The organism is Streptomyces sp. NBC_00386 (assembly GCF_036063235.1).
GTDB lineage: Bacteria > Actinomycetota > Actinomycetes > Streptomycetales > Streptomycetaceae > Streptomyces.
In genome coordinates this window covers 8,755,890-8,780,688 of the sequence record NZ_CP107950.1, presented here as the reverse complement: position 1 = coordinate 8,780,688, position 24,799 = coordinate 8,755,890, and the positions used below count along the sequence as shown (strand labels likewise).

At 72.3% G+C, this 24,799-nt stretch carries 20 protein-coding genes; 10 read left to right on the top strand and 10 right to left on the bottom strand.

Going from position 1 to position 24,799, the window contains the following annotated elements:
• Positions 1 to 61 precede the first annotated feature (61 nt).
• Positions 62 to 616 (bottom strand): NADPH-dependent FMN reductase, encoded by a 555-nt coding sequence (gene ssuE / locus OG780_RS38365; RefSeq protein WP_328456083.1) that lies wholly within the window; start codon positions 614 to 616, stop codon positions 62 to 64.
• Between the two features lie 750 nt (positions 617 to 1,366).
• Between ssuE and OG780_RS38360 the strand changes: the two genes are divergently transcribed.
• Positions 1,367 to 1,534 carry a hypothetical protein gene (locus OG780_RS38360; protein WP_326789658.1) on the top strand — a complete coding sequence of 56 codons (168 nt, stop codon included), beginning with the start codon at positions 1,367 to 1,369 and terminating at the stop codon, positions 1,532 to 1,534.
• Between the two features lie 142 nt (positions 1,535 to 1,676).
• Here OG780_RS38360 and OG780_RS38355 read toward each other — a convergent pair whose 3' ends face one another.
• Positions 1,677 to 3,818: an MMPL family transporter gene (locus OG780_RS38355; protein ID WP_328456079.1), complete on the bottom strand. Its 2,142-nt coding sequence runs from the start codon at positions 3,816 to 3,818 to the stop codon at positions 1,677 to 1,679.
• A gap of 294 nt (positions 3,819 to 4,112) precedes the next feature.
• On the bottom strand, positions 4,113 to 4,634 hold the full coding sequence (locus OG780_RS38350) for a MarR family winged helix-turn-helix transcriptional regulator (RefSeq protein ID WP_442814132.1): 522 nt from the start codon (positions 4,632 to 4,634) through the stop codon (positions 4,113 to 4,115).
• 156 nt (positions 4,635 to 4,790) lie between these two features.
• On the opposite strand from OG780_RS38350, the gene OG780_RS38345 reads away from it, so the two are divergent.
• The 3 genes from OG780_RS38345 to OG780_RS38335 all read left to right on the top strand — a co-directional run bounded on the left by OG780_RS38345 (position 4,791) and on the right by OG780_RS38335 (position 8,859).
• Entirely contained in the window at positions 4,791 to 6,317 is a 1,527-nt protein-coding gene (locus tag OG780_RS38345; RefSeq protein WP_328456077.1) for an SDR family oxidoreductase, read from the top strand.
• A gap of 158 nt (positions 6,318 to 6,475) precedes the next feature.
• A complete protein-coding gene (locus OG780_RS38340) occupies positions 6,476 to 7,849 on the top strand; it encodes a cryptochrome/photolyase family protein (protein WP_328456075.1) in 1,374 nt (457 codons plus the stop codon).
• A 236-nt stretch (positions 7,850 to 8,085) separates the two neighbouring features.
• Positions 8,086 to 8,859: a DUF4142 domain-containing protein gene (locus tag OG780_RS38335; RefSeq protein ID WP_328456073.1), complete on the top strand. Its 774-nt coding sequence runs from the start codon at positions 8,086 to 8,088 to the stop codon at positions 8,857 to 8,859.
• Between the two features lie 65 nt (positions 8,860 to 8,924).
• Here OG780_RS38335 and OG780_RS38330 read toward each other — a convergent pair whose 3' ends face one another.
• Positions 8,925 to 9,920 carry a MerR family transcriptional regulator gene (locus OG780_RS38330; RefSeq protein WP_328456071.1) on the bottom strand — a complete coding sequence of 332 codons (996 nt, stop codon included), beginning with the start codon at positions 9,918 to 9,920 and terminating at the stop codon, positions 8,925 to 8,927.
• 113 nt (positions 9,921 to 10,033) lie between these two features.
• Here OG780_RS38330 and OG780_RS38325 point away from each other — a divergent pair, with 113 nt between their 5' ends.
• The 3 genes from OG780_RS38325 (at position 10,034) to OG780_RS38315 (ending at position 12,063) form a co-directional block, all read left to right on the top strand.
• On the top strand, positions 10,034 to 10,627 hold the full coding sequence (locus tag OG780_RS38325) for a sigma-70 family RNA polymerase sigma factor (protein ID WP_328456069.1): 594 nt from the start codon (positions 10,034 to 10,036) through the stop codon (positions 10,625 to 10,627).
• 102 nt (positions 10,628 to 10,729) lie between these two features.
• Entirely contained in the window at positions 10,730 to 11,314 is a 585-nt protein-coding gene (locus tag OG780_RS38320) for a sigma-70 family RNA polymerase sigma factor (protein WP_328456067.1), read from the top strand.
• The gene (locus tag OG780_RS38315; protein ID WP_328456065.1) at positions 11,311 to 12,063 is read left to right on the top strand and encodes an anti-sigma factor; all 753 of its coding nucleotides are present in this window, start codon (positions 11,311 to 11,313) and stop codon (positions 12,061 to 12,063) included. The genes OG780_RS38320 and OG780_RS38315 overlap by 4 nt, the downstream gene beginning before the upstream one ends.
• 56 nt (positions 12,064 to 12,119) lie before the next feature.
• Here the strand turns inward: OG780_RS38315 and OG780_RS38310 are convergent, their stop codons facing one another.
• The 5 genes from OG780_RS38310 to OG780_RS38290 form a co-directional block, all read right to left on the bottom strand.
• On the bottom strand, positions 12,120 to 12,926 hold the full coding sequence (locus tag OG780_RS38310; protein WP_328456063.1) for a DUF1295 domain-containing protein: 807 nt from the start codon (positions 12,924 to 12,926) through the stop codon (positions 12,120 to 12,122).
• Positions 12,923 to 14,191 carry a cyclopropane-fatty-acyl-phospholipid synthase family protein gene (locus tag OG780_RS38305; protein ID WP_328456061.1) on the bottom strand — a complete coding sequence of 423 codons (1,269 nt, stop codon included), beginning with the start codon at positions 14,189 to 14,191 and terminating at the stop codon, positions 12,923 to 12,925. Before OG780_RS38305 ends, OG780_RS38310 begins: the two co-directional genes overlap by 4 nt.
• Complete coding sequence (locus OG780_RS38300) at positions 14,188 to 14,919, bottom strand: DUF1365 domain-containing protein (RefSeq protein ID WP_328456059.1); 732 nt, start codon at positions 14,917 to 14,919, stop codon at positions 14,188 to 14,190. Before OG780_RS38300 ends, OG780_RS38305 begins: the two co-directional genes overlap by 4 nt.
• Positions 14,916 to 16,247 (bottom strand): NAD(P)/FAD-dependent oxidoreductase, encoded by a 1,332-nt coding sequence (locus tag OG780_RS38295; protein WP_328456057.1) that lies wholly within the window; start codon positions 16,245 to 16,247, stop codon positions 14,916 to 14,918. Before OG780_RS38295 ends, OG780_RS38300 begins: the two co-directional genes overlap by 4 nt.
• Before the next feature lie 234 nt (positions 16,248 to 16,481).
• Positions 16,482 to 18,017 carry an AMP-binding protein gene (locus tag OG780_RS38290; RefSeq protein ID WP_328456055.1) on the bottom strand — a complete coding sequence of 512 codons (1,536 nt, stop codon included), beginning with the start codon at positions 18,015 to 18,017 and terminating at the stop codon, positions 16,482 to 16,484.
• 168 nt (positions 18,018 to 18,185) lie between these two features.
• On the opposite strand from OG780_RS38290, the gene OG780_RS38285 reads away from it, so the two are divergent.
• Entirely contained in the window at positions 18,186 to 18,752 is a 567-nt protein-coding gene (locus OG780_RS38285; protein ID WP_328456053.1) for a GNAT family N-acetyltransferase, read from the top strand.
• 115 nt (positions 18,753 to 18,867) lie between these two features.
• Here the strand turns inward: OG780_RS38285 and OG780_RS38280 are convergent, their stop codons facing one another.
• On the bottom strand, positions 18,868 to 20,322 hold the full coding sequence (locus OG780_RS38280) for an APC family permease (RefSeq protein WP_328456051.1): 1,455 nt from the start codon (positions 20,320 to 20,322) through the stop codon (positions 18,868 to 18,870).
• A gap of 181 nt (positions 20,323 to 20,503) precedes the next feature.
• Here OG780_RS38280 and OG780_RS38275 point away from each other — a divergent pair, with 181 nt between their 5' ends.
• Both OG780_RS38275 and OG780_RS38270 read left to right on the top strand, forming a co-directional pair.
• Positions 20,504 to 21,703: an ROK family transcriptional regulator gene (locus tag OG780_RS38275; protein WP_443062259.1), complete on the top strand. Its 1,200-nt coding sequence runs from the start codon at positions 20,504 to 20,506 to the stop codon at positions 21,701 to 21,703.
• Positions 21,704 to 22,030: 327 nt separating this feature from the next.
• Positions 22,031 to 24,757 (top strand): glycoside hydrolase family 2 protein, encoded by a 2,727-nt coding sequence (locus OG780_RS38270; protein WP_328456049.1) that lies wholly within the window; start codon positions 22,031 to 22,033, stop codon positions 24,755 to 24,757.
• Positions 24,758 to 24,799: the final 42 nt, after the last annotated feature.

Genomic DNA, 24,799 nt, shown 5'->3' with positions numbered 1-24,799 from the left:
CGGCGTTCGCCCCGTCGCGGCGCCTCCGCGTCGTCGGCGATCGCTTCGACGGTCATCGGTGTCAGCCCGTGGCGGCGAGCAGGGGTGTACGGCCCAGAGCGGCGGAGAACTGGTCCACCACCTGGGCCAGGGCCTCGGCGCTGCCCGGCGCCACGGTGACGCTCCCGTCCTGGCCCGTGATGATGTCCTTGTCGAGGGTGAACCAGCCCTGGACGATATGGGCCGCCCCCATGGAGTTGAGGACCGGACGGAGCGCGTAGTCCAGGGCGAGCACGTGAGCGGTACTGCCTCCCGTCACCAGCGGCAGCACGGTCTTCCCGGTCAGGGCGTACTGCGGGAGCAGATCGAGCAGCGCCTTCAGGACACCGGAGTAGGCAGCCTTGTAGACGGGGGTGCCGATGACCACTCCGTCGGCGCGGGCGAACAGTTCGGCCGCCTCCACTATGGCGGGGTGCTGGAAGTCCGCGCCGAGCAACGCCTCGGCGGGGATCGTACGGACGTCGAGGGGGATCACCTCGTGCCCCTGCCCGGCGAGCCGGGCGTCGAGGTGGCGCAGGAGCTTGGCCGTGCGGGAGGAGACCGAGGGGCTGCCGGAGACGGACAGGACGGTGGCCATGAGTCCTCTTTCGTGAACGGGTTCCGGTGAACGGGTTCCGGGTCGGTACCGCGAGCGGGCTCGCGGGTGAATTCCGTGACCCGGGTGCCGGGTCACGGGCTGCCGGGGTGACCGGAAGGCGTGACCGGGACTTCGGGTGGGCGGGATACCGGGGTGAACGGACGGACGTGACCGGCGTTCCTGGACGACGGGCTGCCGGGCGGGCGGAGAGCGAACGGAGACGGATCAGGCTCGCACCGCACCCGCGCGGCACGCTGGAGGAGCACCTGAGTCCCGACGGACTCCCGCTCCCTGTACGGCGGTCGGACCTCGGCGCACCGTACGGACCGTCGCGCGGCACGCTGGGCCGGCGGCTGTTCGGGACGCCTCGGGGTTCGGGAACCCGGCCGGACTCAGCCGGAGTTCGGGCGCCGATGTGCCGCGGAGAGGCGAGGGAACACGCCGATCACGGTGAGGAGAAGTCACCGTGGACGGAGGACCCGCGCGAAGGAGACCCGCAGTCGGGGATCGTCAGGCTTCGCGGCGACAGAAGGAACTGCAGACACGCGCGAGGTCGACGTGGCGTCGCCGCGTGAGGTCCAGTCGCATCTTCATGGCCGCGATCGTCGCAGCTCCGCGTACGGGCAGTCAAGGAACGGCGGTTCGGTCTCGCATCCCGGACCGGGACATGTCCCGGGGAAACCCGGGCAAGCGCATTCCACGGGACTCGTCGCTCCGGGTCCGCCGTCAGAGCTGGAGGTGTCTGCCGCCATGGGCACAAAGGTGCTGGAACGATTTCCCGCCGGGGCTCCGCGTGGATCCTGGACCGCGGAGGAGTACGCGGCCCGGCGCCGTACCGAGGGGCTGCAGGCGACGGTCGTGATGGACCTGAACTCGGACGCCTTCCTCGTGGTCGTGCCGGCCGGCGACGAGGACTGAGCCGGACCACGGCGGACGGACCGCGGCGGAGCGCAGCGGACGGACCGCACGCACTACGGCCCGCGCGAACCACACGGCTGGCCGTCGTGCGTCCTGTCGGAGTGGGCCCGTCCCGCTGGACGGGGCCACTCCGACAGGGTTCTCACACCTCGACGCGCTCGTCCCCTCGGGCCCCGGGCGCGGACGCGGGCTCGGGGTCGGCGCCGGGCTCGCGGCTGAGTGTCCCCGGCCACCACGCCCGGCGACCGATGTCGCGGACCAGGGCCGGCACCAGCAGGGAACGGACGACCAGGGTGTCGAGCAGGACGCCGAAGGCGACGATGAAGGCGATCTGCACCAGGAACGCCAGCGGGATCACCCCGAGGGCGGCGAAGGTCGCGGCCAGCACCACGCCCGCCGAGGTGATCACCCCGCCGGTGGCGACGAGTCCGCGCAGCACGCCCGCACGTACCCCGTGACGCAGCGACTCCTCCCGGACCCGGGACATCAGGAAGATGTTGTAGTCGACGCCGAGGGCCACCAGGAACACGAAGCCGTACAGCGGCACGGACGCGTCGGTGCCCGTGAAGCCGAACCCGTGCCGGAACACGAGCGACGAGATGCCCAGCGTGGCGAGGAAGTTGAGCGCCACCGTGGCCACCAGGAGCACCGGCATGAGCAGCGAGCGGAGCAGGACGGTCAGTATGACCAGGATGATGGCGAGGACCACCGGCACGATGAGCGTGCGGTCGCGTTCGGCGGTCTGCCGGGTGTCGTACTGCTGGGCCGCGTAGCCCCCGACGAGCGCGTCGGCGCCCGGTACGGCGTGCACCGCTGTGCGCAGCCGGGCGACGGTGGCCTTGGCCGCGTCGCTGTCCGCGGCGGACCGCAGCGTGACGTCGACACGGACCCGGCCGTCGACGGTCCGGGGCGCTCCCCCACCGGGCCGCCCGGACTCCGTCACCGCGGCGGCCGACGCGACACCGTCCGTGGCGCGTGCCGCGGACGTGACCCGCGCGACGCGGTCGGCGTTCGCGATGATCACGGCGGGGTTGCCGGAGCCGCCGGGGAAGTGCCGCCCGAGGGTCTCCTGCGCGGCGACCGACGGTGCGTCGTTGACGAAGATCTCGGCGAGCGGGATGCCCTTCGCGGTCAGGGTGGGTGCGAAGGCCGCGCAGGCGAGGAGCCCGGCCAGGGCCATCGCCCAGACCTTGCGCGGCGCGCGGTCGACCAGTGCCGCGACCCGGTTCCAGATGCCGCCGCCGGTGCTCACCCCGCCCGCCGGGCGGGGCCTGGCCGGCCAGTAGGCGGCGCGGCCGAGGAGCACCAGGACGGCAGGCAGGAAGGTGAGCGAGCTCAAACCGGCGCAGGCCACGCCGATGGCTCCCACGGGACCGAGCGAGCGGTTGTTCGTCAGGTCGCTGAGCAGCAGCGCCAGCAGTCCGAGGGCGACGGTTCCCGCGCTCGCGACGATCGCGCCCCAGGACTGCCGCAGTGCCGCCCGGACCGCCGTGAACCGGTCGGCGCTCAGGGCGAGTTCCTCACGGAAACGGGCACTCAGCAGAAGGGCGTAGTCGGTGGCGGCCCCGATCACGAGGATCGAGAGGATGCCCTGCACCTGGCCGTCGACGCGTACGACACCGTGGTCGGCGAGGACGTAGACGACCGCGCAGGCCAGGCCCAGCGCGAACACCGATCCGAGGATGATGAGGAACGGGAGCAGCACACTGCGGTAGACGAGCAGCAGGATCACGAGGACGGCCGCCAGGGCCACCCCGAGGAGCAGTCCGTCGATTCCGGCGAAGGCGTCGCCGAGGTCGGCCTGACTGGCTGCGGGTCCGGCGATCCACGTGGTCGTACCGGGGACGGCTGCGGCGGCGGTACGAATGCGGTCGACGGCGTCGGGAAGCCGCTTGCCGAGGTCGGGCCTGAGCTGGACGACGCCTTCCAGTGCCTTGCCGTCCCGTGACGGCAGGGCGGGTGACGGCCGGCCGACCACGCCGGGGGTACCGGCGAGGGAAGCGAGCGCGCGGGTCGCGGCGGACTGCCGGGCCCCGGCCGTGGAAGCGTCGCCGTCCACGGTCCACACGACGATCGCGGGCAGCGTCCCGGCCTGCTGGAACGCACGCTGCTGGGCCACCACCTTCGTGGACTCGGCGCTGCGCGGCAGGAAGGCGGCCTGGTCGTTGGTGGAGACCTCGCCGAGCCGGCCGGCGTAGGGGCCGAGGGTGCCTCCGATGCCGAGCCAGGCGACGAGCAGGACGACGGGGATCAGCCACAGGGCTCGTCGCGGGGTGAGGGACATCGTTCTCCAGGTTGCGCCGGCAGGTGATTCGATGAGCGGCAAATATCTCGATGAATGACAATCTCAATCATTGAGATATCTCGCGTCCAGATCGTAGACCATGCCCGCAGTTCCGTCCCCGGCGGCCGTCCGGATGCGCCGGGCGGCGGCCGTCCGGGCACGGACAGCGTCCGCCCGGACCCGAGGACGCGTCCGAGGGCGGCGGGTTCAGCGGGCGTCCGAGGGCGGCGGGTTCAGCGGGCGGCGGCGGGCGGCGGCGGGCGGCGGGCGGCGGGCGGCGGGCGGCGGGCGGGTTCAGCGTCCGGGGGACCGTACGGCCGAGAGCCGCTCGTTCATCGTCGCCAGGAAGCGGAGGACGACGGACAGCTCGTCCTCGCTGAATCCGGACCGCACGCTCGCCGTGACGTCGGCGAGCGGCCGGAAGTGGGCGCGCGCGGCCGACCTGGCGTCGGGAACGTAGTGGAGGTGGACCACCCTGCGGTCGGGGCTCTCCCGGACGCGCCGTATGTGGCCCGCGCGTTCGAGCCGGTCCAGACACGCGGTGACCGCGCCCGAGGTGAGTCCGAGGTGCTCGCGCAGCCGGCCCGGGGTGAGCGGCTCGGACGCGTCGAGGATCGCCGCGAGCGCCAGAACGTCCGTGGCGTGCAGACCGTGTTCCCCGGCGAAGGCGTGGACCAGCCGGTTGATCTCGCCGTTCAGGCGGCGCAGCTCGACCGCGAAGGCGTGAAGATCCGTCGCCACGGCCTGATCCCGCTCCCGGCCCGCATCGGGGTCCGGATCATCCGTCCGGTCGTCACGGTCGTCTCGTCTGGCCACGTGATCAGCCTATAGAAGTCCCGGCACTCCCCCGTTCGGGCGTCCGGCACCCGGAGGTCGCCCCGTCCGGCGCATCCGCGGGCGGTACCGGGGTGGAAGGGATCAGGGAGGGAGGCGGTCCCCGAGGGGGCCAGGACGGCGACCGACGGAGGACCCATGAGCGACGACGAGACCGGCACCGGCCCGAGGTGTCTGGTGACCGGTGCCACCGGCTACATCGGCGGACGGCTGGTCCCCGAACTGCTGGCCGAGGGGTACCGGGTGCGCTGTCTGGCCCGCACACCCGCCAAGCTGCGCGACTATCCCTGGGCGGGCGAGGCGGAGGTGGTGCGCGGCGATGTGACGGACGCCGGCTCGGTCGCCGACGCGCTGCGCGGATGCGAGGTCGCCTACTACCTCGTGCACGCGCTCGGCACGGGCCACGACTTCGAGGACACGGACCGCAGGGCGGCCCGGATCTTCGGCGAGCAGGCCCGTGCGGCGGGTGTGCGGCGCATCGTCTACCTGGGCGGCCTCACCCCCGCGGGCGTACCGGCCGGGGAACTGTCACCGCACCTGAGGTCGCGGGCCGAGGTGGGGCGCATCCTGCTGGAGTCCGGCGTACCGACCACCGTGCTGCGCGCCGCGGTGATCATCGGATCCGGCTCGGCCTCCTTCGAGATGCTGCGCTATCTCACCGAGCGGCTGCCGGTGATGGTGACGCCGAGCTGGGTGCACACCCGGATCCAGCCCATGGGCGTACGCGATGTGCTGCGCACCCTGGTCGGCAGCGCCGGGATGCCCGCGGAGGTGAACCGCGCCTTCGACATCGGCGGCCCCGACGTCCTCACGTACCTGGAGATGATGCGCCGGTACGCGGCCGTCGCCGGGCTGCCGCGCAGACTCATCTTCCCGGTGCCGGTCCTCACGCCCCGGCTGTCCAGCCACTGGGTCGGCCTGGTCACCCCGGTGCCCGCGTCGATCGCCCGCCCGCTCACCGAGTCGCTGCGCCATGAGGTCGTGTGCCGCGAGCACGACATCGTCCGGTACGTTCCCGATCCTCCGGGACGGCCGATCGGCTTCGACGCGGCGGTTGCCCTGGCGCTCCAGCGGGTGCGCGACGCCCAGGTGACCACCCGCTGGTCGTCGGCGTCGTACCCGGGCACGGCCAGCGACCCGCTGCCCACGGACCCCGACTGGGCCGGCGGCAGTCTCTACACGGACGAGCGCGAACTGGCCGTGGACGCGTCGACCGAGAACCTGTGGCGGGTGATCGAGGGCATCGGCGGCGACAACGGCTGGTACTCCTTCCCCCTGGCCTGGGCGGTGCGCGGCTGGATGGACCGGCTGGTGGGCGGAGTGGGCCTGCGGCGCGGCCGCCGTGACGCCAACCGGCTGCGGGTGGGCGACTCCCTCGACTTCTGGCGGGTGGAGGAGATCGAGCCGGGACATCTGCTGCGGCTGCGGGCCGAGATGAGACTGCCGGGGCCGGCCTGGCTGGAGATGTACGCCGACGTGACCGCCGACGGGCGCACGCGCTACCGCCAGCGGGCCCTGTTCCATCCGCACGGGCTGCTCGGGCACCTGTACTGGTGGAGCGTGTCGCCGTTCCACGCCGTGGTGTTCGGCGGCATGGCCCGCAACATCGCGCTGGCCGCCGAGAGCACTCCCGCCGACGCGACGGCACCCGCGCCCACCCACTGACACCGCACCCGCCGACCCGCGTCCCTGCTCACCCGCCGGCTCCCCGACCGCGTCCGTGTCCGTACCGCGCGAGCTGTCCGAACCGCATCCGCGGGACTTGCCCGGACCGAAGCAGACCGACGCCGTACCCCTCTCAGCACCGCCCCCGGAGCCACCCCATGACCGTCTCGATCGTCCTGTTCACCTCCGACCTGCGCCTGCACGACCACCCGCCGCTGCGGGCCGCCCTCGACGGTGCGGACGCGGTGGTGCCGCTCTTCGTCCGCGACGAGGCCGTCGCCGACGCCGGGTTCACCGCCCCCAACCGGATGGCGTTCCTCGCCGACTGTCTGACGGACCTGGACGCCGGGCTCCGTGACCGCGGCGGTCGACTGGTGGTGCGCTCCGGCGACGTGGCGGACGAGGTGGCCAGGGCGGCCGTCGAGGCCGACGCCGACGCGGTGCACATCGCGGCGGGGGTCAGCGCCTACGCGCACCGCAGGGAGGAGCGGCTGCGCGCCGCGCTGGAACCGCAGGGACGCCGCCTGCACGTCCACGAGGCGGTGATCACCGCGCTCGCTCCCGGTGCGGTGACCCCGGCGGCCTCCGACCACTTCGCCGTCTTCACGCCGTACCACCGCCATTGGGCGCGGCAGCCGTTGCGGGACCCGGTCGCGGCTCCCCGGGCCGTCCGGGTGCCGGACGGCGTCGGTTCGGAGGCGATCCCCTCGCGCCCGGACGTGTCCACGGTGTCCGAGGGGCTGGCCCGGGGCGGCGAGACGGAGGCCAGGAAACGGCTGACGGCCTGGCTGCGCGACGGGATCGGGGCGTACGAGGACCGCCACGACGACCTGCCCGGCGACGCGACCTCCCGGCTCTCCCCCCATCTGCACTTCGGCACGCTGTCGGCGGTCGAACTGGTCCACCGGGCACGCGGCGTGGGCGGTCCGGGCGCCGAGGCGTTCGTACGACAGCTCGCCTGGCGGGACTTCCATCACCAGGTGCTGGCGGCCAGGCCGGACGCGTCCGCCGCCGACTACCGTCCCCGGCACGACCGTTGGCGTTCGGGGGCCGAGGCACAGGAGGACATCGAGGCCTGGCGGGAGGGGCGGACCGGCTATCCGGTGGTGGACGCCGCGATGCGGCAACTGCGCCACGAGGGCTGGATGCACAACCGGGGGCGCCTGCTCACCGCGAGCTTCCTGGCCAAGACCCTGTACGTGGACTGGCGGGTCGGGGCCCGGCACTTCCTGGACCTGCTGGTGGACGGCGATGTCGCCGACAACCAGCTCAACTGGCAGTGGATGGCGGGAACGGGCACGGACAGCCGGCCCAACCGTGTCCTGAACCCGCTGACCCAGGCACGGCGTTACGACCCGGAAGGGGCATATGTTCGGCTTTGGGTGCCCGAGTTGGCCGGAATCGCGGGGCGCGCGGTGCACGAGCCGTGGAAGGTCCGGGGCCTGGACCGGGCGGCCCGCGACTACCCGGACCCGATCGTCGACCTGTCCGAGGGGCTGGCCCGGTTCAAGAAAGCCCGGGGCCTGGACTGACAACAACGCCCGGGGCCTGGACCGGCAACAACACCGCGGCCGCGTGCAGGAACGATCCGAATCGAATATAAACTGCCGAGGATTTTACCTGTTGTAGAGATTCCTCAGCGGTGCGCCGCCGTACTGGTGGTCGTCCGAACCACTCGTACCGGATCCGTGCGCACCGGATCCATCGCGCGGCCATCCCGGAGCCAACGGCTCCGGAACCGCCGTACCCGCCCCCAGGAGGCTGCTCAATGCGCATTACACGGAACGCGGGAACCCTCTTCGTGACCGGTGCGTTGACGCTGACCCTGGCCGCGCTCGCCTATCCGGCCATGCTGGGGGTCCAGACCACGTCCGCCGCCCCGGTCCGCATCATCGCCAATCCGTCCTCGGGGCCGCTGACCGAGGCCGACCGTGACTTCGTCGTCAAGGTGCGCGCGGCGGGGCTGTGGGAGTACCCGGTCGGGCAGCTGGCCCTGCAGAAGGGGACCACCCCGGAGGTCCGCACGGCGGGGCAGCACCTGATCGCGGGGCATGCCGGGCTCGACACCACGAGCCGCAAGGTCGCCAAGGAACTCGGCATCACGCTGCCCAACAAGCCGTCCCCGCAGCAGCAGGGCTTCGTGGCGACGCTGAGCGCGGACTCCGGCTCGAAGTTCAACACCGACTTCGCCAACATCCTGCGCATCACCCACGGACAGATCTTCTCGACCGTGGCGAAGATCCGCGCCTCGACGGAGAACTCCCTCGTACGGCAGCTCGCCGACCAGGCCAACGACACCGTGCTGGACCACATCACCGTGATGGAGAAGACCGGACTGGTCGACTTCGACCAGGTGATCATCCAGGAGACCACCATCCCGAAGGTGCCCGCGGTCAATCTGACGCCTCCCGCGCCGCAGCCCGGCGAGCCGGAGGTCGTCCTGACACCGCCGGCGGGTGGTGGTGCGGCGCTGCCCTCGGGCGGGGCGTCGCTGCCCGCGGGCGGTGCCTCGCTGCCCTCGCCGACGCCGACGGTGGGCTGAACCACGCAGGTGGGGTGAACGGCGGCGGCCCGAGCGGGAGTTCGTGAGGGCGGCCGCCTTCCGGCTCAGCCCTCGGCCAGGCTCACCAGCGTGGTGAGCGCCTCCCTCAGTCCCGGCGGCCGGAGCATGCCCTGTTCCTGGCGTCCGGCCCAGCCGGGGCCGCCGAGCAGGACGGCGGGATGGCTGCGGGCGCCCTTGACTCCCCAGGCGGTCGCCGCGATGTGCCGGGCCAGCGGGCGGTCGGCGGTGGAACGGGTCTGCGACCACAGCACGACGGCGACCGGTCCCAGCCGGCGCACCGCCGCGGTCAGCGCCTCGGGGGGCACGGCGGGGCCGAACATCCGCGCGGGCAGGCCCTGTTCGACGAGCCCCGCGTGCAGCGCCTCCAGCGGGAGGCAGTGTTGTTCGCCCGGGACGCAGGCCAGCACGATCGGACCGCCGGCCGCCGGCGATCGGGGCCCCACCGGTCCCGAAGCGCGGTGCAGCACCCGGGAGATCTGCCACGACAGCAGGTGCTCCACCTCCACGTAGCGGTCCCCGGCGGACTCCCATTTGCGGCCCACCGCGTGCAGGGTCGGCACCATCACCTCCTCCCAGCCGACGACCACGCCGTGCCGCTCGACGAGCGAGGTCAACTGGTCGTCCAGGGAAGGCGCGTCGAGGCGTACGGCGGCGCGCGCGAGCCCCTTGCACTCCTGCCTGGGGTCCCCGAAGGGCTCCGCTCCGGCCGACGGTGCCGGGTGTTCCAGGCCGTCGGCCGCGCTCCCGCCCTCGGGCGCCAGGGGGTCGGACCTGCCCTTCGCCGCCCTGGCCGCCTCGGCGGGCGGGACTCCGGACGAGGTCAGCCGGCACATCTCCTCGAGCATGGCCACGTCCTGGGGCGTCCAGCGGCGGTGCCGTCCGCCGGAACGGACCGCGGGGCCCATTCCGTATCTGCGGTCCCAGGAACGCAGCGTGGTGGGTGACACTCCCAGGCGGCGGGCCAGCGCACCTGTGGTGACACCGGCTTCGGCGGATCCCGTGCCCGGCTCCCGACCCTGATCCGACCGGCCATCACCCATACGGCGACTATACGACGCAGAAACGATGCGAGTTGTCGCCTCTGTCGCATGGTTCACACAATCGGTTTCACGGGGCCCCACACAGGGAGTTCCCGGAGCAAGGAGCCGTGGCCATGAGCGCAGATCCGACCGCCGAGCACCCGACCGCCGAGTCCGGGGACGCGCTCACGGACGCGGACCTGGCCCGTGGCATCGTCGACGGGGACGAGGCGTCCATGGCCACCGCGTACCGGCGCTGGGCTCCCCTCGTCCACGCCCTGGCCCGGCGTTCGCTGGGCGACGCGCGCGAGGCGGAGGACGTCACCCAGCAGGTGTTCCTCGCCGTGTGGCGGGGGGCCCGGGGTTACCGGCCCGAACGCGGCCCGGTGGCCGCGTGGCTCGTCGGCATCACCCGGCGCAAGATCGCCGACGCCCTGTCCGCGCGGACCAGGCGCACCGAGCTGGTGGGCGCGGCCGGCGCCCTCCTGGTCCTCGCCGACGACACCAGGTCCCGGCCCGAGGCCACGCTCGACCGTGTCGTCGTCCGGCACGAGCTGGCCAAGCTCCCGACCCCGCAGCGCCGGGTCCTGCACCTCGCGTTCTACGAGGACCTCACGCAGACCCAGATCGCCCGGCGCACCGGCTGGCCGCTGGGCACCGTCAAGAGCCACTCCCGACGCGGTATGCACCAGCTCCGCGACTGTCTGCGCCCACTGGCGGAGGTCTGAGCGCAAAGGGCCCACCAGCACTTTCCGGCCCGCGGGCCAATCCACCACCCCACCGGCTCCGGATCACATCCGAACCGTCGTCGCGTCTCGGAGGACCACACCGTGAAGGAAGCCGTGGAGATCGGGCGAAAGCCGTCCGCGGAGCCGGACCTGCCCGATCTCATGTCCCGGGTCGCCCGCGGTGACCAGGACGCGTTCGCCTCGCTCTACGACGTGGTGGCGGGCCCGGTCCTCGGCATCGTGCGCAAGGTGCTGCGCGACCCGGCTCAGTCGGAGGAGGTGGCGCAGGAGGTGCTCGTCGAGGTGTGGCGGACCGCCGCCCGCTACCGCCCCGAGCGGGGGTCGGTGATGAACTGGGTCCTGACCCTCACCCATCAGCGGGCCGTGGACCGGGTGCGCTCGGTCGAGGCCTCGGCCGCGCGGGAGCAGAAGGCCGCGCTCCTCGACCGGACGGCCCCGTTCGACGAGGTGACCGAACAGGTCGAGGCGCGCCTGGAACGTGAGCAGGTACGGCGCTGTCTGCGCACACTGACCGAGCTCCAGCGCCAGTCGGTGACCCTGGCCTACTACCGCGGGCTGACCTACCGGGAGGTGGCGGAGCTGCTGGCGACTCCCCTCGGCACGGTCAAGACCCGGCTGCGCGACGGTCTGATCCGGCTGCGCGACTGTCTGGGGGTCACGGCGTGACCCCGGTGGATCTGCACACGCTGACCGGCGCGTACGCGCTGCACGCGCTGGCCGACGACGAACGCGAGCGTTTCGAGCGGCACGCCGCGGGCTGCGCCGACTGCGCGCAGGAGGTCCGTGAGCTGAGTGCCACCGCGGCGCGGCTGGGCCTGGCCGTCACGGCTTCGCCGGGCCCGGCCCTCAAGGACCAGGTGATGCGGCGGATCACCACGGTCCGCCAGGAGCCGCCGTACGCCCTTCCCCCCAGGGCTCGCCGAGCCCCCGGCATCCGCCGGCGCCGGCCCGGGCGATGGGCGCTGGCCGCGGCTCTGGCCGCGGCGGCCTCGCTCGGCGGTACGGCGGTGTGGCAGCACGAGCGCGCCCAGGACGCCCAGGAGCAGGCACGGCAGGCCGAACGGCGTGCGGAGCAGGTGGCCGCGGTCCTCACCGCCCCCGACGCCAGGTCACGTACGGCGAAGCTGGCGGGCGGGGCGAGCGGCACGGTCGTCGTGTCCCGGAGCCGGGACCAGGCGGTGTTCATCTCCTCGAAGATGGCGAAACCGCCGGGCGGCAAGGTCTACCAGCTGTGGTTCGACGACGCGGGAACCATGCGGTCCGCCGGGCTGATGGACCCGGGCCGCACGACCGAGGCCGTACCGCTGGAGGGTTCCCTCGACGGTGCGTCCGGCATGGGGATCACCGTGGAGCCGGCCGGTGGTTCCCCCAGGCCGACGTCCGCGCCGGTGGCCCTGCTGGGCCTCCCCGTCTGAGTGTTCGTCCCCTCCGTTGGGGGGAGGGGACGAACACTCGGCTCCGTTGGAGCGGGTCAGCGGCGCGGTCTCGGTGGCAGCGGAAAGAAGCCGCTGGTGCGCGCCGCGTATTCGGCGAAACCCGGGCGCCGCGCCATGTGGCGCTCCAGCATCGGCTTTCCGCTGCCGTTGATCAGGAGGTAGCTCATCACCAGCGGCGACACCAGGGCCACGGCGGCCGCCTGAGGGCTGTCGCACGCGAGCAGGAACAGGCCCCACCAGACGCAGAAGTCGCCGAAGTAGTTGGGGTGGCGGGTCCAGCTCCACAGGCCCCGGTCCATGACGCGGCCGCGGTGGGCCGGATCGGCCTTGAAGCGGGCCAGCTGGGCGTCGCCGACCGCCTCGAAGAACAGCCCGAGAGCCCACAGGGCGGTGCCTGCCCAGGCGAAGCCCGTCAGCGGCCCCGGAATGTACTGCGCGGCCTGGACGGGCAGCGACACCAGCCACACCAGCGCCCCCTGCAGGAGGTACACCATGCGCAGGGCGTAGAGGTCACGGCTGCCGGGCGCCTTGGCCAGCAGGGCTTCGTAGCGCGGGTCCTCGCCGTGTCCCCGGCCGCGCCGCGCGATGTGCACGGCCAGCCGCAGTCCCCACACCGAGGTGAGGACCGTGACGAGCACGCGGCGGGCCTCGTCGCCCTCACCGGCGGACGCCAGGAAGGTGACGAGGGCCACCGCGGTGAAGCCGATCCCCCAGGCGACGTCCACGATCCGGTGCAGGCCCCCGCGTACGGCGACGGCGAAGGTGGCGAGCATGACGGCGAACGCCGCGCCGGCCGTGAGAACGAGGTTCCGGGCGAACGCCTCCCAGGGGAAACCGCTCATGGCGTGGGGTCCTCCTTCGTGAACAGGTACTGCTGGACGTCCAGATAGCCGGAGCGGAATCCGGCTTCGGAGTACGCGAGATAGAAGGTCCACATCCGGCGGAAGGTCTCGTCGAAGCCGAGCGCCGCGACCTCGTCGGCCCGCTCGGTGAACCGCTCGCGCCACAGCCGCAGCGTTTCCGCGTAGTGCTCCCCGAAGGCGTCCCTGCGGATGGTGCGCAGACCGGTGTGGGCGCGGGTCACCTCATCCACCGCTTCCACGGAGGGCAGCAGCCCGCCGGGGAAGACGTACTTCTGGATCCAGGTGAAGGTGTCGCGGGAGGCGAGCATGCGGTCGTGCGGCATGGTGATCGCCTGGAGGGCGAGACGGCCGCCGGGGGCGAGCCGGGCGTCGAGGGTGGTGAAGTAGACGGGCCAGAACTCCTCTCCCACGGCCTCGATCATCTCGACGCTGACCACGGCGTCGTAGGTCCCGGTGGCCTCGCGGTAGTCGCACAGTTCGATGCGCACCCGGTCGTCGAGTCCCGCCCGGCGCACCCGTTCACGGGCCAGGGCCCGCTGTTCACGGGAGAGGGTGAGCGAGGTGACGCGGGCGCCGCGGGCGGCGGCGCGGATCGCCAGCTCGCCCCAGCCGGTGCCGATTTCGAGGAGCCGTGTCCCGGGTCCCACGTCGGCGAGGTCGAGGAGCCGGTCGATCTTGCGGTGCTGGGCGGCGGGCAGCAGCGTCCAGGAAGCGGGGAAGCCGCGGAAGAGGGCCGACGAATAGCTGAGGGTGTCGTCGAGGAAGAGCGCGAACAGGTCGTTGGACAGGTCGTAGTGGCGGCTGATGTTGTGGCGGGCTCCCGCGGGGGTGTTGCGCTGGATGTCCGGCCGGCGCATCGCCCAGAGCGCCCGCAGTCTCTGGAGCGGTGCCGGGACCAGCCGGGCCGCGTTGCCGGCGAGCACGGTGAGCGCGGCGACCAGGTCCGGCGCGTCCCACTCCCGCGCCATGTAGGACTCTCCGAAGCCGACGAGGCCCTGGGCGCCGATGCGGCGGTGGAAGGCGGCCGGGTCGTGGATGTCGATGACCGGGCCGCCGAGGCCGGCGCGGGTTCCGTCCGCGAACCGCGCCCGCAGCGGCAGTCGTTCGAGCGCCCTCAGCACCAGCGCGCGGGTGACGGCCGTGCGGGCCCGCGACGACGGCGGCCGGGTCACGACGTCCGGCCAGCGGAGCGGGTCGGTGTCCCGTCGGGGTGTCCCGACGGGACAGGACTCGGCTGTCGTCATTTCACGCTCTCCTGATCTCGTCGCGGGGTGCGGGGCTGGACGGGCAGCCCGCGCAGGTAGAGGCGGATGCCGTGCAGCCGGATGGCGGCGGACACGGCGACGGTGGACCACGGGTGGCGCAGTGCCTGACGCAGCAGCGCGCCGACCGTCGCCGCCTGCCGTGTCCCGCGTACGGTGGCGGTGAAGGGCCGGTTTCCCGCGCGTTCCAGACGCACCGTCAGATCGAGTCGGCTGCCGGGCTCGGGCAGCCGCATGCGGTAGGCGCCGTCGACGGGGAAGAACGGCGAGACGTAGAACTCCTTGCGGGTCCGCGCGATGCCGCTGTCGTCGGGGCGCAGCAGATACGTGTGCCGTTCGCCGTAGGTGTTGTGCACCTCGGCGACGACACAGCGGGCGGTGCCGTCGGGGTCGTGGCACCAGTACAGGGTCAGCGGGTTGAAGACATGACCGAGGACTCGGGCGTGGGCGAGCATCAGCACCGGTCCGCCGTGCAGGTCGACGCCGTGCGAGGCGAGGAAGCGGTCCAGGCCCGCACGGATGCTCGGCTGGTCGCCGTCGAAGTGGTCGCGGGGGTCGAAGCGGGCCAACGGGCGCAGCGGGCAGGGCAGTTCGGGTGGATGGTCGGGGTCGGTCAGCCACATGTACGTCCGGTGGCGGAGTGCGTACCGGGTGGGACGGGTCCGTACGTGCGCGACCGTGCAGGGGTAGAGAGCGGGGACGCCGGTCACCAGGTCACCCCCAGTGCCTCGGCCGCCTCGACGCCGGACCGGCAGCCGTCCTCGTGGAAGCCCCAGCCGTGGTAGGCGCCGGCGTACGCGGTCACCGGGCTGTTCAGGGCCGGGAGACGGCGCTGGGCGGCGACGGACTCGGGCGTGTAGACGGGGTGTTCGTACTCCATGCGGGCCAGGACCCGTGCCGGGTCGATCCGGTCCTCGCCGCCGAGGGTGACGACGTAGGTCTCGGGCGCGTCCAGCCGCTGGAGTCGGTTCATGTCGTAGCTGACCCGGACCCGGTCGGCGTCGGTGTCGCAGTCGGGCATCAGGTAGTTCCAGGAGGCGCGTGCCCGGCGGGCACTCGGCAGCAGCGCCGTGTCGGTGTGGAGGAGGGTGGTGTTGCGCGAGTAGCGGAACGTCCCGAGCACCTCGCGCTCCAGGCGGGTGGGGTCGGCGAGCAGCCGCAGGGCCTGGCCGGGATGCACGGCGATGACGACGGAGCCGTACGAGGCGGTGGTGCCGTCCTCGGTGGTGATGTCCACTCCGTCGGCGTGGCGGCGCACGGCCCGGACCGGGGTGGAGGTGTGCACCGCGTCGAGTTCCTTGGCCAGTCGGTCGACGTAGGAGCGGGAGCCTCCGGTGACCGTGCGCCAGGCGGGCGAGCCGCCCACCGAGAGCATGCCGTGGTGGTCCATGAAGCGGAACAGGTAGGCGGCCGGGTAGCGGCGGGCCGTGGCCGCGTCGCAGGACCAGACGGCGGAGACGAGCGGGGTCATGAAGTGCCGCGTGAAATAGGGCGAGAAGCGCTGCCGGGCGATGAACTCGCCGAGCGTCAGGGCGTCTTCGCCGCCGTCGGCCAGCAGTCGGCGGGCGGCGCGGTGGAACGCCGGGACTTCGGCGAGCATCCGCAGGTAGGGGCCGTGCAGCACGCTGCGCGGCCGGGCGAACAGACCGGCGGGGCCCCGGGCGCCTGCGTACTGGAGTCCGCATCCCTCGCACCGCACCGACATGCTCATCTCGGACTCCTGCGTGGCGACGCCGAGTTCGGCGAACAGCCGCAGCAGGTGGGGGTAGGTGCGGTGGTTGTGCACGATGAAGCCCGAGTCGACGCGGTGCAGGCGTCCGTCGGACGAGGTCAGGTCGTGGGTGTGGGCGTGTCCGCCGAGCCGGTCGTCCGCTTCGTAGAGGGCCACGGGCCGCTCTCGGCCCAGCACGTACGCGGCGGTGAGCCCGGCCACTCCCCCGCCGATCACGGCCGTACGCCGGAGTGCCCCCGGGCGTTCCTGTCCGGTGTGCCCGGCGCCGCCGTCCGGAGCGCCTGCCGGCCCGTGCCTCGTTCTCATCGGATTCCTCCCGCCCGGCTCCTGATCGGGAGATCGGAGCTCTCGGAGGTATTCCGAAGCAGAGGGCCGAACGGATGGGCCGGGGCCCGATCTTCCTCCGCGCCGGGCGGAGGAAGGGCCGGACCGCCCGGCGGCCGAACACCGAGGGCGATCGTTCCGTCACTCCCGGCCACCGGGGCGCCGGGACGCGGGGACCGCCCTCGCCGCGACGCCCGCCGTCACCGGGAGCGACGGTCAGTTGACGTGCCGTTCGTGCCCCTCCCAGTACGGCTCGCGCAGCTTGTACTTCTGGAGCTTGCCGGTGGCCGTCCGGGCCAGGACGTCCCGGAACTCGACCGAGGTCGGCGCCTTGTATCCGGCGAGGCGCTCCTTGCAGTACTGGATCAGCTCACTCTCCGTGGCCTCCGCGTCCGGAGCGAGGACCACCAGGGCCTTGACGGTCTCGCCCCACTTCTCGTGCGGCACCCCGATGACCGCGACCTCGGCCACCGCCGGATGGCTGAAGAGCGCGTCCTCCACCTCGATCGAGGACACGTTCTCACCGCCCGTGATGATCACGTCCTTCTTGCGGTCGCTGATCGTCAGATAGCCGTCCTCACCGATGGATCCGCCGTCGCCGGTGTGGAACCAGCCTTCGGCCAGCGCCCGTTCGGTCTCCGCGGGCTGCTCCCAGTAGCCCTCCAGCACGACGTTGGAGCGCGCGAGGATCTCGCCGTCGGCGGCGGTGCGCAGGGTCACGCCCAGCGCGGGGGCGCCGGCGCGTACCAGTTTCTCGGCGCGGTCCTGCGGGTCGAGGCCGTCCCACTCGGCGCGGGTGCGGTTGACGGTGAGCAGGGGCGAGGTCTCGGTGAGGCCGTAGATCTGGATGAACTCCCAGCCCAGCAGGGACTCGACCCGTGCGACGGTCCTGGTGGGCGGCGGCGCTCCGGCGACGATGATACGGACCCGGTCGCGGCCGGGGATCTCGCCGTCGAAGGACTCGGCGGCGGCCAGCACCGCGTTGACGACGGCCGGGGCCGCGCACATCACCGTCACGCCGTGCTCGGCGACCCGGCGCAGGATCTCCGCCCCGTCGACCTTGCGCAGCGCGATCTGCCGGACGCCGAGGCCCGCCATCGCGAACGGCATCCCCCATCCGTTCGCGTGGAACATGGGCAGGGTGTGCAGGTACACGTCACGGTCGGTGACCCCGGCGTGCAGGGCGAAGGTCGTGGCGTTGACCCAGATGTTGCGGTGCGTGATCTGTACGCCTTTGGGCCGGGCCGTCGTGCCGCTGGTGTAGTTGATCGTCGCGGTGGCGTTCTCGTCCGCCTCCCAGGGCCGGGGTTCGGTGTCGAAGCGGTACAGCTCGGCGTCCGCGGCGGGACCGAGCGTGAAGCGGTGCTTGCAGTCGACCCCGGCGAAGCGGTCGGCCAGTTCGGGGTCGACGAGCAGGACGCTCGCGCCCGAGTGCTCGACGATGTAGCTCACCTCGTCGGCCGTCAGACGGAAGTTGACCGGTACGAGGACCCGGCCGTGGCCGCTGACACCGAAGAAGGAGGTGAGCAGCCGGGCACTGTTGGGCGAGACGACGGCCACGCGCGCGCCGTGCGGGACGCCCAGCGCGTCGAGCCCGGCGGCCTGGGCTCTGGCCAGCTCACCGACGCGCCGGTAGGTCAGCCCTTCCCAGGGCTCGGCCGGCTGGTCGGGTTCGTCGACGACACCGAGGCGGTCGCCGTACACGGTGACGGCGCGGTCCAGGAAATCAAGGGCTCCGAAAGGGACGAGCATCACGGCCTCCCGACGATCGGACGATGTCCCCTTTCTATCCTGGCCCCGCCCCCGCGCATCCGGACAACACACGAAGGGGCCGCGAAGGGCACCGGCCGCGCTGTCCGGACCCATGTACGCGTCCTCGCGTCCTTGGCCTTCGCCCGCCCGGCACGTCACGATCGTCCGATGGACAGCCGACCGACGTTCGACTTGCCCCGGCCCCTGCGCATCGGCGGGCTGGGACTGCATCTGCGCGAGTGGTCCGACGACGACGTCGCGGATCTCGTCGCGCTCTACGACGATCCCGAGATCGACCGGTGGACACCGGTCGTCTCGCCCTTCGACGCGGAGGCGGCGCTCGCCTACCTCGCGGCGGCCGAGCAGAAGGCCGCCGAGAGGCGCGGGGTGCAGCTCGCCATCACCACGGACGGTGCGCGGCCCCGGGGCGAGATCCTGCTGTTCCCCGGCACGGCCGACGACCGTGACGTCGAGCTGGCCTACGGCGTGGGGGCCGCCTACCGGGGCCGGGGGCTCGCGACCCGCGCGGTCCGGCTCGTCGTGGACTTCGCCCACCGTCGCGTCGGAGGTCGGCGCGTCGTGCTGTGCATCGAGGACGGGAACACCGCGAGCGAGGCGGTCGCCAAGGCGACGGGTTTCGTTCTCGCCGGTGACGAACCCGTGGTCCGTACGGCGAAGGGCCGGGACGTGGTCCTTCGGACCTGGAGCCAGCCGGCCGACGACGGCCACGGCTGAGCTCCGTGACCGGCGGCGACAGGCTGCCGGAGGGTCCGAGGGCCCAGATCTGCCCAGGCCGTCGGATTCAGGTGGGCGCCCCCGGACATCGTGCGTCCGGGGGCGCCCCGGGCGGTCACGCCCCGGCGGGTTCCGTCTCCGGAGCCGGCGCCGTCAGGTACTCCTCGGTGACCTCCTTCGGGCCGAACGGCCACACCTTGTCCAGGCGCGCCCAGACGACGAAGGCGACGAGGCCGAGGGCGAGCCAGGCCAGCGACCACTCGATGGGGTGGCGGCCCGGGGAGTTCTTGTCCGCGTAGCCGTAGATGGTGAGCCAGCCGGCGAGGGCCAGGAAACTCGGCACCGGGTAGAGCCACATCTTGTACGGGCGGCGCAGGCCCGGCTGCCGTTTGCGCAGCACCGACAGGGCGACGACCTGGGCCAGCGCCTGGACGATCACCATGACCGTGGTCAGCAGCTGGATGAGGGTGGCGAGGTCGGTGTGGCGGCCGATCAGGAAGCCGATCGCCGTGATGACGCCCATCGTGGCCAGACCCAGCATCGGGAAGCGGTGCTTGGGGTGCAGCTTGGCGTACGGGCGGAAGAAGACGCGCTCGCGGGCGGCGTCGTAGGGCACCCGCGAGCCGCCGAGCAGTCCGGTGAAGACCGAGGCGAACGCGGTGATCAGGATGAGGACGGTGACGGTGTCGGCGGCGCCCTTGCCCCAGGTCTCCTCCATGACCGCCGAGGCCACCGAGGTGGAGGCGATGTCACCGGGGTCCTTCATCCGGTGCCAGTCGATGACGCCGAGTGTGCCGATCTGGAGCAGCAGGTAGATCACCATGATGCCGAGGATCGAGAAGATGATGGAGCGGGGCAGGACGCGGCCGGGGTCCTTGATCTCGGCGCCCATGTACGCGGTGGTGTTGTAGCCGAGGTAGTCGTAGATGCCGATGGTCAGGCCTGCCGCGAAGCCGATCCAGAAGTGGCTGCCCGACAGTTCGAAGGCGTGCGCCGGGTAGGTGAAGGCGAGGTCGGCGCTGAAGTCGGTGGCGGCGGCGACGATCACCAGGAGGACTGAGGTGATCATCACGGCCCACATGACAGCGGTGATCCGCGCGATGTGCTCGATCCCCCGCCACAGCAGGAGGACGACGAGGGCGACCATGCCGAGTCCGACGAGGTCGCCGGTGGTCTTGCCCATGTCAGGGGCCAGATAGCCCAGGTACTGCACGAAGCCGACCACGCCCGTGGACATGATCAGCGGGATGAAGAGCATCGCCGTCCACACGAACAGGAACGGCATCAGGCGCCCGGTGCGGTACTGGAAGGCCTGGCGCAGATAGACGTAACTGCCGCCGGAACCGGGCATGGCGGCGCCGAGCTCGGCCCAGATGAGCCCGTCGGCGAGCGCCAGCAGAGCGCCGGCGATGAAGCCGATGACCGCTTGCGGGCCGCCGAACGCGGCGACCATCAGCGGGATCGTCACGAACGGCCCGATGCCGCACATCTGGCTCATGTTGATGGCGGTGGCCTGGAACAGGCCGATACGGCGGACGAAACCGCCGGCGGGTGGCGGGGTACCGGACACGGGTCCTCCTCAGGACAGGACGCGGGGAGAGGTACGAGGTGACGGCCGGCGTCGATGGCGGCCGACGGATCAAGGGCGGCGGGTGACCGGTCGGCGCTGGACTCCCCTTGGCTCGCCCGGCGAAGCTGACTGGGCGATAAAGTTAAGGAGCCTTACTAAGCACGTCAAGAGGGTGTCATGAATGAGTGAGAATGGTCCGATGCCCGCCGACGACACCGCAGAGCAGCCCGAACAGCCCTGGAACCGCCAGCGGCTGCGCAGCACCAACGAGCGACTGCTCCTCGACCGGCTGCGCAACGACGGTGCCGCCTCGCGCGCGCAACTCGCCCGCGAGACGGGCCTGTCCAAGCCGACGGTCTCCAGCGCGCTCGCCGCGCTGGAGGAGGCGGGACTCGTCCACGAGGTCGGAACGCGGGCTCCCGAGCGCGGCCGGGTCGCCGTCCTGTACGCCCCCGACCCCGCGGCCGGGTACGCGCTCGGCATAGACATCGGCCGCAGCTGGCTGCGCGTCGCGGTCGCCGATCTCGACGGCGCGGTGGTCGCGCGCGCCGACGTGCGCAACCGTGCCCGTACCTCCGGGGCGATGGCCGACCTGGTGGTCTCCACCGCCCACCAGGTCGTCGCCAACTCCGGTGTCGGCGCGCACGAGGTGGCCCACGCGGTGGTGGGCACGCCGGGCGTGTACGACGAGAAGCAGCGCCGGGTGCGGTACGCGATGCATCTGCCCGGGTGGGGGCGGGCGGGCCTGTTCGACCGGATGCGGGAGGAACTCGGCATCCCGCTGGAGGTGCACAACGACGCGAACCTCGCGGCACTCGGCGAGTACACGTACGGGGTCGGCGCCGGCAGTCGGCTGTTCGCGTACATCATGATCGGCACCGGCCTCGGCATGGGTGTCGTCAGCGAGGGACGGCTGTTCACGGGGGCGCACGGCGGAGCCGGTGAGATCGGCTTCCTGCCGTGGCCCGGCCAACACAAGCCCGAGACCCTGGAGGACGCGGTGTCCGGCGAGGCGGTCGTCGAAGCCGCCCGGCACTTCGGCATGACCGGGCAGCTCACCGCGAAGGCCGTCTTCGACGCCGCCCGGGAAGGCCACAAGCCCGCGGTCGAGGCGGTCCGGCTGGAGGGCGAACGGATCGCGCACACGGTGGCGGCCGCGACGGCGGTGCTCGATCCCGACCTGGTGGTTCTGGGCGGCGGCGTCGGCCACAGCGTCGATCTGCTGCTGAAGCCGGTCCGTGAGACCCTGCGCGCCCTCACACCCCTGCGCCCGAGGATCGCACCCGGCCGTCTGGGCGAGGACGCGGTGCTGCTCGGCGCGGTGGCCACGGCGCTGGGGACCGCGCGCGATGTGGTGTTCGAGCGCAGGTCGGCATCCTGAACCGGGGGCGGCGCCCGCCGCCGCCCGGCACAACTCGCGCGTCCGGCACGGTCGACGCGGCCGGACCGGCCGACACGGGCGGCACGGTCGACACGGGCGGTCGGCACAGGCGGTCGAAACGGCTGGCACGGGCGGTCGGCACGGCTGGCGTCGGTGGTGCGAAGCGGGGGCCGGGAGGCGAGTGAGGAAGGCCCGCCCCGCTGTGATCGACGGGGCCGGTGATTGACATGGCTTACTCACCGGCCTAGCTTGTGGACCTAGTTAGTAAAGTTTCCTAACTTGCAGTGCCGAAGCGCGGATGCTCCCCCACCTCCCAAGGAGATCACCGTGTTCCACCGCCCTGCCTCCCGGCGGCGCCTCGCCACGGCCGCCGTCGCCCTGAGCCTGCTGTGCACCCTCTCCGCGAGCGCCTGGGCCGACGGGCCCGACATCGGAGCGACCGCCGTGCCGCACGTCCGCGTCACACCGGTGGCCTCCGCGCCGGGCAGCGCCACGGCGTTGTCCGGGTACGCGATCCAGTCCAGCGCCAAGGTCCTCGACCCGGCGTCCGCCGTCTCCAGCCCCGGCTACGGGGTGAGCGGCTGGTACCCGGCCGGCTCCCGTTCCACGGTCCTCGCGGCGCTGCTCGCGAACGGGACGTACGCGGATCCGTTCTACTCGACGAACCTGCGGAAGGTCCCGAAGGCCGACTTCACCGTGCCCTGGTGGTACCGCTCGGACTTCACGGTCACCGACACCTCCGAGCGCAGCTATCTGGACTTCAGCGGGGTGATCTCGGCGGCAGACGTCTACGTCAACGGCCGCCGGGTCGCCGACGCCGCCGAGGTGGCCGGCGCCTACACGCACCACGAGCTGGACATCACCTCGCTGGTGCGCGCGGGCACCAACACGGTCGCCTTCCGCATCCGGCCCAACGATCCGAACAAGAACCTGACCATGGGCTGGATCGACTGGCTGCAGCCGCCGCCCGACCAGAACATGGGCATCGTCCGGGACGTCCTTGTCCGCCGCGGCGGCCCGGTCGCGCTGCGCGACGCGCATGTGCTGACCCGCCTGGACGTGTCCTCGCTCAGGTCCGCGGACCTCACGGTCAAGGCGCGGGCCCGCAACGAGACCGGCTCGGCCGTCACGGCCACGGTGTCCGGCCGCATCGGCCCGGTGTCGTTCTCGAAGACCGTCCCGCTCGCGGCCCACCAGACGAAGGCGGTCGCCTTCTCGCCGTCCGACGCCCCCGGGCTGCACCTGACGTCACCGAGGGTGTGGTGGCCCGCCGACATGGGCGGGCAGCCGCTGTACGGCCTCGATCTGACCGTCTCCGTCGCCGGTGCCGCCTCCGACACCGCACACGAGGACTTCGGCGTCCGCGACGTGAAGGCGCCCCTGAATGCCGACGGCGCCCGGCAGTACAGCGTGAACGGCCGCAGGCTGCTCATCAAGGGCGGCGGCTGGTCCCCGGACGAGTTCCTGCGCTGGGACCGGGAGTACGTCGAGGACCGGCTGAGGTATGTGCGCGATCTGGGCCTCAACACCATCCGCCTCGAAGGCCACATCGAGCCGGACGAGTTCTTCGACCTCGCCGACCGCTACGGCATTCTCACCCTGCCCGGCTGGGAGTGCTGCGACAAGTGGGAGGGGCAGGTCAACGGCACGGAGACCGGCGACAAGTGGACCGCCGCCGACTACCCGGTCGCCAAGGCGTCGATGGCCGCCGAGGCCGCCCGGCTGCGCGACCACCCGAGCGTCATCTCCTTCCTCATCGGCAGCGACTTCGCGCCGGACGCCAGGATCGAGAAGACCTACCTCGACGCGCTGAAGGCGGCCGACTGGCCGACCCCGGTGGTCGCCGCGGCGTCCGACAAATCCTCCCCGGTGTCCGGCAGTTCGGGCATGAAGATGACCGGGCCCTACGACTGGATCCCGCCGGGCTACTGGTACGCCAAGCGCGAGGGCGGCGCCACCGGCTTCAACTCCGAGACCGGCGCGGGCCCCGACATCCCCACCCTCGACACCCTCCGCCGCATGATGTCGCCCGCCGAACTGGACACCCTCTGGAAGAACCCGGACGTCAGGCAGTACCACCGCTCACCGTCCCCGGTCTTCGGCACCCTCAAGATCTACGACGCCGCCCTGGCCGGCCGCTACGGCGCGCCGACGGGTCTCACCGACTACGTGCGCAAGGCGCAGCTCGCCCAGTACGAGAACGTACGGGCGCAATTCGAGGCGTACGGGCGCAATGCCACCGACTCCTCGAAGCCCTCGACCGGGGTCGTCCACTGGATGCTCAACAGCGGATGGACGTCGCTGCACTGGCAGTTGATGGACCGTTACCTCGACCAGGGCGGGGCCTACTTCGGGGCGAAGAAGGCCAATGAGCCCCTGCACATCCAGTACTCGTACGACGACCGGTCCGTCGTCGTCGTGAACAACCGGCACGCGTCCGTGTCCGGCCTCACGGCGCGGGTCACGCTCTTCGACACCGCCGGCACACAGCGGTACGACAGGACGGCGACCGGTGTCACCTTGCGGGGCGACGGGGCGCGCCGCACCGCGCTCACGGTGCCGTCCTCGGTGAGGGGTCTGTCGACGACGTATCTGGCGCGCCTGGTGCTGCGCGACGCCGGGGGCAGGGAGGTCAGCCGCAACGTCTACTGGCTGTCGACCCGGCCGGACACCATCGACTGGGCGAACACCGACTGGTACTACACGCCGACGACGAGCTACGCGGACCTCAAGGGGCTCAACTCCATGGCCCGGGTGCCGGTTTCGGCCTCTGTGTCGACCTCTTCGGGTCCCGGCGGGACCTCCACGACGAAGGTCGTCCTGCGCAACGACGGGAGCGGGAAGACGCCCTCGCTCCTGACCGACGCGCATCTCGTGGACGGCAAGGGCAGGCCGGTGCTGCCGGTGCGGTGGTCCGACAACCAGGTGAGCCTGTGGCCGGGCGAGTCGGTGACGCTGACGGCGACCTGCCGGACGGCCGAACTGCACGGGGCCGGGCCCGCGGTGCGGATCTCCGGGTGGAACACGGAGGAGCGGACGGTCCGGGCCCGGTAGAACCGTCCGGGCCCGGTGGAACGGCGCGAGGGGCGGACCCGG